Raw genomic sequence first — 10,089 nt, 5'->3', positions numbered from 1 at the left:
CAACGACCCAACCATTGGCGTGGGGGCTTTGCGAGCTGTGTTTACTTTCTAGTTCTTAAAATCCCTGCGCTGACATCCAAGTTGCTAAGTAGGGATCCACTGGGTTGGATCCCTATTTTCTTACATCAGCCCCTCTGGGGGGATGAAAGCCTGGGCTTGACGTCAAGCTTGGGACAAAGCTAGGGATTACAAAAGGCACACTGAGCGGGATCCGCCCAGGGCTCTGCCACAGGCTCGGTGTGGGTGTGGGAACAGCGAGCACAGCCATATACCCAAGCCTTGGCCACGGGGGTGGGGGCGCCACATTGGCCGCAGGGCAGTCCAGAGACCGAGCGGATCTGCCAGTAGCCAGGAGTGCCGCAGGCCGGGCACAGGCTTTGGGCTTTGGCGATTAGGTTTTGGGTGGCGGCTGCGATGACTTGGAGCCGGGTTGGGTTGCACATGGCCCGCATGTCGGTTTCCAGATGCAGGCCACCCTGCCGAGCCAGCAGCTCCCCCACCACCTGCTTCAGGGTAGCTTCGTCTTGGATTCCTTTGTGGATAACCTGGGGCTTTTCTGGCTGGTCGAGGGCGATCAGGGCGTGCTGGGGAAAACCCGCCCTTTGGGCAAAGTCCAGCGCTTCTGCCCAGCTCTGCACCCAGCGATGGCTGAAATTGGTTTGGGTGCTCTCTGCATAGCCGACCAGCTCCAAGGGCTCCGCGCCGGGTTCAAAAACCCTGAGCATGACCCATTCTTGGTTCCAAGGGATCCAAGGGATCTGGGGGTGGGGGCCAAAGGATCCCTCGCTGGCCAAGCCCAGAGCTTCAGGATGATCCTGCAAAGCCCTTGCAATCTTCAGGCGCAGAGTCTGTAGGGGATCCCCTGGCCGAGGCCGCTCCCGCGAGAAGGTGCCCAGTTGGTCGGTGTCCAGAGGTATCACTTGCACCTGGATCCCCAGATGCTCGGCCAAGAGAGGGGCAATCACCTCCTCTTTGCGATGCAGGGTTGCCAAGTAGGCAATCCGACCCTTCCAGTCCATAGAGGTGCTGCAAAAAGCCTACAGCTTTTGTCCTCGGGCCAGTCGAGATGGCTCAAACTAGGGGGCTGGGTTTTGCCGCCAAGCCCAAGTGGGCGACGGCCTCGGCCAAAGCGGCCTCTCGGCTTTCCACAAACCGCTCCGCCGGCAGGGGCAAACGTAGGCTTTCCAAGCGCTGCCGGATGCGGCCTCTGGCGCCGACAATCCACACCTGTTTGCCGCGATCTAGGGCCTCGCGAATGGCATTTTCCAGGGAGAGGGTCGCCGAAACCCCCAGCATTGGCACATCCGATAGGTCCACCACCAAAGCCTGGCAGGAGGCTACCGCCTGATATTGGCGGGAAATGGCCTGGGAAACCCCGAAGATCATCGGGCCGCTCAAGTAAAACAACAGCACCTGGCCGCGGCCCTGGCGCAGCAATTCCCTCTCACGGGGAGTGAGATCCACCGCATCATCGGCATCGGTAATGGCTTTCACCTCTTCGGAGTGGATCTCGCTGAGGCGTTGAATGGTGAGCAAGTTGGCCACAAACACTCCCACTCCCACTGCAGCGATGAGATCCACAAACACCGTCATGAACATCACCCCGTACATAATGGCTGCCCCTTTGAGGGAGAGGCGGTGGGCCCGCTTCAGGAAGCTCCAGTCGAGGATATCCACCCCCACCTTAAAGGCGATCCCCGCCAGCACCGCCATCGGGATCCCTTGGGTGAGGGGAGCGGCAAACAGCACCACCATCAAGAGGATGAGGGCGCGGGTGATGCCCGCCAAGGGCGTACGTCCCCCTGACTGGATATTCACCACCGTGCCCATGGTCGCCCCCGCCCCCGGCAAGCCCCCCAGGAAGCCGGAGACCAGGTTGGCGATCCCCTGCCCGATCAGCTCTTGGTCGGAGTCGTGGCGGGTGCGGGTGAGGTTGTCGGCAATCACCGCCGTCAAGAGGGTGTCGATACAGCCCAGCATGCCCAGCACCACCCCGTCCAACACCAAGCTGGCCAGGGAAGCAAAGGGCAACTGCGGCCATTGCACCTGGGGCAAGCCGGTGGGGATGGGGCCAATGCGCCGCAAATCCCAATCGGCCATGAACAAGCTGGCCACCAGCGTTCCCAACACCAAAGCCACCAACTGCGGCGGCACCACCCGTCGCCAGGGCTTGGGATAGCCAAAAAGGATGGCAAGCGTCAGCAGCCCCAGCCCCAGCTCTGGCATCTTGAGATTGAGCAGGTAGGTCGGCAGGTTCTGCACCGCCCCAATCACTCCTCCCTGGCTGGCGTGGCCCAATAGCGGCGGGATCTGCAGCAAAATCATGATCCAGCCGATCCCGGACATAAAGCCGGAAATAACGCTGTAGGGCATGAGGGTGATGTATTTGCCCAGCTTCAGGGATCCAAACAGCACCTGAAACAGGCCCCCCACCATCACCACCGTGAAGGCCGGCCCCAGTCCCTGGTTCGGATAGCTGGCGGTAACCTTGGCAATGACTGCCGTCATCATCACAGTCATCGGCCCGGTGGGCTCGGAGATGAGGGTGGGAGTGCCGCCGAACAGGGCAGCAAAAAAGCCCACACACACCGCCCCATACAAGCCCGCCACCGGCCCGGCACCAGAAGCCACCCCAAAGGCCAGGGCCATCGGCAGCGAGACAATAGCCGTCGTCAGGCCACCGAAGAGATCCCCACGCCAGTTTTCTAGGCTCAGACGCCGACGCCAAGCCAGCACTCCCCCACCTTGCCCCGTCACTTGGCCCAACATGCCCCACTGCCCTCAATGCTATAGGCAGCCTATCATTGAGCGTTACCATAACGCCCCGATTAGAGGATAGATTTTTATCTATAAATGTCTTCAGGGATCCCCTTGGGACAGGGGGCGGCTCCGGGCAACTCCCTCTGCCCCGGCAAAAGGCAATGGTAGACTAGACGCAGGCGCACTTTATTTTAGTTTCCTGGGTTGCCGACCGTTGGCCGGCAATGGCGATTGCTGCTGCGACAGCTTTGTAACCTCGAACCGTGCCCGCGCCCAAGCCGACCGGGATCCCTCACCTCTACCCCCACCCATGAGCGACAACGAATTGACCGCGCGCATCATCTCCACCGACCTGCAGCGGGAGATGGCGCAGTCCTACCTGGAATACGCCATGAGCGTGATTGTCGGGAGGGCTCTGCCGGATGCCCGCGACGGCCTCAAGCCGGTGCATCGCCGCATCCTTTACGCCATGCACGAGCTGGGCCTGACGGCGGATCGCCCTTTTCGCAAGTGCGCCCGCGTCGTGGGGGATGTGATCGGGAAATACCATCCCCACGGGGATCAGGCGGTTTACGAAGCCCTGGTGCGCATGGCCCAGGACTTCTCCATGCGGGAGCGCCTGGTGGACGGGCACGGCAACTTCGGCTCCATCGACAACGACCCGCCGGCGGCCATGCGCTACACCGAGTGCCGCCTCACCGCTTTTGCCCAGGAAGCCCTGCTGCAGGATATCGACGCCAACACCGTCGACTTCATCGACAACTACGACGGATCCCAGCAGGAGCCGCTGGTGCTGCCGGCGCGGATCCCGCAGTTGCTGTTGAACGGTTCTTCTGGCATTGCCGTGGGCATGGCCACCAACATCCCGCCCCACAACCTGGGAGAGCTGGTGGACGGCCTGATCGCCCTCATCCACAACCCCAACCTGACCAGCCTGGAGCTGATGCAGTGGATCCCGGCCCCCGATTTCCCCACCGGCGGGCTGATCATGGGCCAGGAAGGCATCCGCGAAGCCTATACTACCGGGCGCGGCTCCATCACCTTGCGGGGGGTGGCCACGGTGGAGACCATCGAGCAGCGGGGCCGACCGACGCGGGAGGCCATCATCATCACCGAGCTGCCCTACCAAACCAACAAGGCAGCCATGATTGAAAAAATTGCCGAGCTGGTCAACGAGAAAAAACTGGAGGGCATTGCCGACATCCGCGACGAAAGCGACCGCGAGGGCATGCGGGTGGTGATCGAGCTGAAGCGGGATGCTCAGCCTCAGGTGGTGCTCAACAACCTCTACAAGCAAACCCCCCTGCAGAGCAACTTCGGGGTCAACATGCTGGCCATCCTCAACGGCGAGCCGCGCACCCTGACGCTGCGGGACGCACTGCAGGCTTTCTTGGATTTTCGGGCAGAGGTGATCGAGCGGCGCACCCGCTACGAGCTGCAGAAAGCCGAAGAGCGGGATCACCTGTTGCAGGGCTACCTTTTGGCTTTGGGGCAGTTGGATCGGGTGATCGCCCTCATCCGCGGAGCCGCCGATGCCGCCACAGCCCGAGCTGAGTTGCAGGCAACGTTGGGCCTGAGCGAAGCGCAAGCCGATGGCATTTTACAGATGCAACTGCGCCGCCTCACCGCCCTAGAAGCGGAGAAAATCCAGGCCGAACACGAAGACTTGGTGAGGCAAATTGCCGATTTGCGGGATATTTTGGCCCGCCGGGAGCGGGTGATGCAGATCATCAGCGAAGAGCTGCAGCAGCTCAAGAGCCGCTTTGCCAGCCCGCGCCGCTCCCGCCTCTGCCTGGAAGACTGTGAGCTCAAGGTTGCCGATCTGATCGAGAACCGCGAGACGGTCATCTTCCTCACCGAGCAGGGCTACATCAAGCGCATGGACCTTGAAGAGTTCCAGGTGCAGGGGCGGGCCACCCGCGGCAAGGCCGGCGCCCGCATCAAAGACGACGATGCCATCGAGCAGTTTTTTGCCTGTCGCAGCCACGACACTATCCTCTTTTTCACGGATCGGGGGATGGTCTATACCCTGCCCGCCTACGAGATCCCGCAGGGGAGCCGCACCGCCCGCGGCAGCGCCATCGTCCAGTTGCTGCCCATCACTCGGGAAGAGCGGGTTACCTCGATGGTGCCCGTGAGCGAGTTCAGCGACGACGAATACTTGGTGATGCTCACCCGAGCGGGCTACATCAAAAAAACGGCCCTCAGCGCCTTTGCCAATGTGCGTTCCAACGGCCTGATTGCCATCTCTCTGGAGGAAAACGATGAGCTGCGCTGGGTGCGCCGCGCCCGCTCCAGCGACGATGTGGTTATGGCGACCCGCCAGGGCATGTGCATCCGCTTCCGGGCAGATGACGAGCAACTGCGCCCCCTGGGGCGAGCCACCCGCGGCGTGCGGGCCATCACCCTCAACCCCGGCGACGACATCGTCAGCATGGACATCATCTTTGCCGAGTCGGTGATGGCCGCTGAGCGAGAGGGGGAGAGGCTGGCCAACCCCTGGGTGCTGGTGATTACCAAAGAAGGGCGGGGCAAGCGCTCGGCCATCGACCACTTCCGCCGGCAAAACCGGGGCGGCAAGGGGGTGATCGCCACTAAGTTCCGCCAGGAGTCGGATGAGCTGGCTGCCCTGCGCATCGTCAATGCCGAGGACGAGATCCTGTTGGTAACTGCCAGAGGCATTGTCATGCGCCAGTTGGCCAAGGCCATCCCCACTCAGTCTCGCGAGGCGACAGGGGTGCTGGTGCAGCGCTTGGATCCGGAGGACAGCATTGTAGGAGTGACGGTGGTGCCCGCTTCGTTTATCAGGGATCCGGCGGAAGCTGAAGAGGAGCCGGCAGAGGGGATCCCCGAGGCCGACGGTTGATCTCCGAGGCGGCGCCTCCCGAGGTACGGCATTTGCCGCCTCAAAGGGGTGGGATCCCGTACCGAAGGCGGCGAGGCTCGGGTGTTAGGTTTGACATAGCCCAATTGGCGGAGCTGCGAAGGCCTAAGGAATGGGGCCAACAGCTCCGAGTTGGGCTAGATTTGCTGTGTTTGGGGAGCTTGGTGACTCCATGTCGAGCCCGATCAATTTCATTCCTGGTTTTGAGGCCGCGCAAACGCCCAGCCCCAACAACCGGCTCTGGCAATATCTGCAGTCTCAGGATCCCAGCGTTTTTCAAGACATCGCCCGCAACTCGTCGCCGGAGGTGCTGGAGATCTTGGGCCACAACATTCGCAGCTTGGTGGGCAGTTTGCCGCCAGACCAATTTGGCGTTCAAATCATCACCAACCGCGAGAGCTTGGCAAAAATGCTCTCCGGGGCGATGATGGGTGGCTACTTTCTGCGGGTGATGGAGCAGCGTCTGGCCCTGGAGCAGTCTTTGGGCAACTCATCCGCCGCCGTCCCCTCTCCCCAACCTTCAACACCGGATCAACCTCCAACAGCGGAGGGGGGCAGTGCCCAATAGCTCCGGGCTCAGCCTTGCGGGCCCGCAGCCAAGTTCAATCCATCCTCTCTGTTGCCGCCGAGGACGTTTTAGGGCTGATGCTGGGTATGGGTTCACCAGACCAGGGATCTGAGTTCAGCCGCCCACCTCGGCGGGTTTTGATCTGCCCGGATAGCTTCAAAGGATCCCTGACAGCCAAGGCAGCAGCGGAGAGCATCTCCCGGGGCATCCGCCAGGTCTTGCCGAAGGCCAAGGTGGAGCTACTCCCCCTGGCCGATGGGGGCGAGGGCACGCTGGAGACCTTGTTGCCGGCGCTGGGGGGAGAGAAACGAGGGCTGTGGGTCACTGGCCCGCTGGGGGATCCCGTCTGGGCCGAGTACGGGGTGGCAGGCGAGCGGGCGCTGCTGGAAGTAGCCCAGGTGGCCGGCCTGACCTTGGTGCCCCCTGAGCAGCGGGATCCCACCCGCACCACCACCTATGGCCTGGGGGAGCTGTTGCGGGCCGTCTGCCGGGATCCCATCGCCGAGATTTGGATAGCGCTGGGCGGATCCGCCACCGTCGATGCGGGTGCGGGGATGGCGCAGGCCTTGGGCTATCGCCTCTTGGATGGGGCCGGGGATCCCATCGGCTGGGGGGGAGGGGAGCTGGCCCGCCTGGCGCGCATCGAGCCACCTAAACAGCGCATTTGGCAAGGCAAGCGCATCCGCGGCCTCTGCGATGTGCAGAACGCCCTCACTGGCCCGTTGGGGGCGGCTGCCGTCTTTGCCCCCCAGAAGGGCGCCACTCCCCAGCAAGTGCGGCAATTGGAGCAGGCACTGCAGCAGTGGGCCAGGGTGGTGGAGCGGGATCTGGGCCGGGCCGTGGAGGGGATCCCAGGGGCCGGCGCCGCCGGCGGGCTGGGGGCAGGATTGGTGGCTTTTTTGGGCGCCACCCTGGAGTCCGGGATCCAGCTCTTGGCCCAGCACTTGGCCCTGCCGGAGCGTCTCCGCCGCTGCGATCTGGTGGTAACTGGCGAGGGCCGCCTTGACGAACAGAGCAGCATGGGCAAGGTAGTGGGGGCGGTGCTGGAGCAGGCCATGGTGGCCCAGAAGCCCCTGCTGATTCTCTGTGGCCAGGCCACCCCGGCAGCCCGGGCCGACTTGGCCGCCCGACCCCTTCCCATTAGAGTTGCTGCCCTCTGTGACCGGATCCCGGATGTGGCCGAGGCGCAGCGCCAGGCCGGTTACCACCTGGAGCAGATGGCCGCTTGGGAGTTGAAAAAGTTTCTGGCCGGGGATCCGATCCCCACCTAGCAAATGGCTGGGAAACAGCTTATCCATCGATCTCCAGCTCCCCTCTCCCCTTGGGAGAGGGGCTGGGGGTGAGGGCCGCTAGGGGCGGGGATCGCTTGGGTCAGCGACAAAGTGTCTTAATCATCGTGTTTGGAACAACTATAATGACTTGAATGAGTTTTTTTAAAAATTATGGCCACTATTGAGTTTTCTCCCGGTATTCCAGAAGTGCCAACGCAGGTGCGGTTGCTGAAATCCAAAACCGGCAAGCGGGGATCCGCCATTTTTCGCTTTGAGGAGCTGAAGTCCGACACGCAAAGCATCCTTGGCATGCGGATGATCGACGAGGAAGGGGAGCTGACCACCCGCAACATCAAAGCCAAGTTCTTGAACGGGGAATTCAAGGCCTTGGAAGTGATCTACGACATGGAAACAGAAGCAGAATGGGAGCGCTTCCTGCGCTTCATGGAGCGCTTCTCGGCAGCCAACCAGATGGGCATGGCCTAGTGGGCTCAGCTTTTGGATTTTTTGCTCCCCTTGGTGGACTTGCTCTTGGCTTTGGGCTGTTGAGCGGTTCCCTGGGCCTGCTCAAGGGGGGGCTGTCCCAGGGGAGGTCGCCGCTTGTGCCAGTCGGTGCTCTGCTCATAGGCATAGGCCACCCGCAGCACCTTGCTCTCCTGCAAGACGTTGCCTATGATCTGCAGGCCAATGGGCAGACCGTTGGCAAAGCCACAGGGCAGGCTCAGCCCCGGCAGGCCCGCCAAATTGACCGGGATCGTCATCAGGTCGCACAGGTACATACTCAAGGGATCCTCCCGCTCCCCCGCCTTGAAGGGCGGCGTGGGGGTGGTGGGGCTGACCAGCACATCCACCTTCTCGAAGGCCCTGAGGAAATCCTGCTTGATCAGGGTGCGCACCTTCTGGGCTTTGAGGTAGTAGGCGTCGTAGTAGCCGGCAGAGAGGGCATAGGTGCCGATCATGATGCGCCGCTTCACCTCCGGCCCAAAGCCGCGGGCGCGCGTTTTGCCGTACATAGCCAAGAGCGAGTCGGCGGGTTCCCGCAGGCCGTACTTGACGCCGTCGTAGCGGGCCAGATTGGAAGAAGCTTCCGAAGGGGCGATGATGTAGTAGGTGGCCAGGCCGTAGCGAAAGCTGGGGCAGTCGATCTCCAGGATCTCCGCCCCCAGCTCCTGTAGGTGTTGGATGGCGGCTTCCACAGCAGCACGGGTTTCCTCGCTGCAGCCTTCCCCCAGCAGGTTGCGGATGACGCCGATCTTGAACCCCTTGATATCCGGGATCAAAGCCTGGCTGTAGTCCGGGATCTCCACCTTGAGGCTGGTGGAATCCAGGGGGTCATGGCCGGCAATCCCCTGCAGCAGCAGGGCCACGTCCTCCACCGTGCGCCCAAAGGGCCCCACTTGATCCAAAGAGGAGGCAAAAGCCACCAGCCCATAGCGGGAGACTAGCCCATAGGTGGGCTTGAGGCCGACCACGCCACAGAAGGCCGCCGGCTGGCGGATCGATCCCCCCGTATCCGATCCCAGGGCCACCACCGCCTGGTCTGCCGCCACCGCCGCCGCCGACCCGCCTGAGGATCCCCCCGGCACCCGCGTCAGGTCCCAGGGGTTGGCGGTGCGCTGAAAGGCCGAGTTTTCCGTAGAACTGCCCATGGCAAACTCGTCCAGGTTGGTCTTGCCCACCGTCACCATGCCGGCAGCCGCCAGCCGCGCCGTCACCGTCGACTCGTAGGGCGGGATGAACCCCTCCAGCATCCGGGAAGCGCAGGTGGTGCGGATCCCTTGGGTGCAAAGGTTATCTTTCACCGCCAACGGGATCCCGGCCAAGGGGCCGATCGTCTCCCCGGCGCGAATGCGGGCGTCCACCGCTCTAGCCTGCTGCAGGGCCAGCTCTTCGGTCACGGTAATAAAGCTCCTCAGCTGCGGCTCCAGTTGCTGCAGGCGCTCCAGGTATTCGCGCGCGATCTCCTCAGCAGAGCGCTCCTTGTTCACCAACTGGGTATGCAGGGCACGGATAACAGACATAGACAAACTCGCAAGGAAGGGAAAAGGCTGATCCAGCTCAGTGAAAGTTCCCTCTAGAGTAATCCAGCGCGGCTCCCTACTAACTCCCCTCTCCCTGAGGGAGAGGGGCCGGGGGTGAGGGAGTGCTCCCTGAGGGAGAGGGGCCGGGGGTGAGGGGCTACCGTCGTTCTAAAAAATCGCGAAAATCGCGGCGCAGATCCCGGATCTCCTGCCGCATTTCCCTCATCTCTTGAGCCATCTCGTCGGTGCGCCGTTCCAAAGCTTCGGTGCGGCGCTCCACAGCTTCCGTGCGCCGTTCAATGGCTCGGGTGCGCGCATCAAACCGATCCAGCGCCTCGCGGAAAAACTGCGCCAGCATCGCCTGCCCTTCCCGCAGCTCTTGGATCAAAACTTGCTGGTTCTGCTGGGCAGCTTGCAACTCCTGGACGGCCCGAATCAGCCACTGCTCTTGCTCAGGTGTCATGGTTACCAAGGCGCTACAGAACAAGGAAATCCTACCACCCTAAATCTGATACATTTACGCTGAACATTGCTGAACATCACTGTTCAACTATGCAGCGATAGCATTCTGTTTGTTTCCAAACA

8 protein-coding genes are annotated in these 10,089 nt (G+C 62.3%); 4 read left to right on the top strand and 4 right to left on the bottom strand.

Annotation, left to right across the window (positions count from 1 at the left end; translation table 11 throughout):
- Positions 1-179: 179 nt before the first annotated feature.
- Positions 180-1,019 carry a DUF6671 family protein gene (locus tag NW848_RS07745; RefSeq protein ID WP_414508744.1) on the bottom strand — a complete coding sequence of 280 codons (840 nt, stop codon included), beginning with the start codon at positions 1,017-1,019 and terminating at the stop codon, positions 180-182.
- A gap of 52 nt (positions 1,020-1,071) precedes the next feature.
- Positions 1,072-2,769, bottom strand: coding sequence for a SulP family inorganic anion transporter (locus NW848_RS07740; protein WP_414508745.1), 1,698 nt, complete (start codon positions 2,767-2,769; stop codon positions 1,072-1,074).
- 301 nt (positions 2,770-3,070) lie between these two features.
- Here NW848_RS07740 and gyrA point away from each other — a divergent pair, with 301 nt between their 5' ends.
- The 4 genes from gyrA to psb28 all read left to right on the top strand — a co-directional run bounded on the left by gyrA (position 3,071) and on the right by psb28 (position 7,969).
- Entirely contained in the window at positions 3,071-5,626 is a 2,556-nt protein-coding gene (gyrA, locus tag NW848_RS07735; protein WP_099812131.1) for a DNA gyrase subunit A, read from the top strand.
- 190 nt (positions 5,627-5,816) lie between these two features.
- Entirely contained in the window at positions 5,817-6,212 is a 396-nt protein-coding gene (locus NW848_RS07730; RefSeq protein WP_011430263.1) for a DUF760 domain-containing protein, read from the top strand.
- Positions 6,213-6,298: 86 nt separating this feature from the next.
- On the top strand, positions 6,299-7,483 hold the full coding sequence (locus tag NW848_RS07725; protein WP_228375490.1) for a glycerate kinase: 1,185 nt from the start codon (positions 6,299-6,301) through the stop codon (positions 7,481-7,483).
- A gap of 171 nt (positions 7,484-7,654) precedes the next feature.
- Positions 7,655-7,969, top strand: a complete 315-nt coding sequence (gene psb28, locus NW848_RS07720; protein ID WP_011430265.1) for a photosystem II reaction center protein Psb28 — start codon at positions 7,655-7,657, stop codon at positions 7,967-7,969.
- Between the two features lie 5 nt (positions 7,970-7,974).
- Here the strand turns inward: psb28 and gatA are convergent, their stop codons facing one another.
- Complete coding sequence (gene gatA, locus NW848_RS07715) at positions 7,975-9,504, bottom strand: Asp-tRNA(Asn)/Glu-tRNA(Gln) amidotransferase subunit GatA (protein ID WP_414402906.1); 1,530 nt, start codon at positions 9,502-9,504, stop codon at positions 7,975-7,977.
- A gap of 157 nt (positions 9,505-9,661) precedes the next feature.
- Complete coding sequence (locus NW848_RS07710) at positions 9,662-9,967, bottom strand: hypothetical protein (RefSeq protein WP_414508746.1); 306 nt, start codon at positions 9,965-9,967, stop codon at positions 9,662-9,664.
- Positions 9,968-10,089: the final 122 nt, after the last annotated feature.

Source organism: Synechococcus sp. RC10A2 (assembly GCF_047502605.1).
The sequence above is the reverse complement of the archived record's forward strand: the minus strand, read 5'-3'. Positions and strand labels throughout refer to the sequence as shown.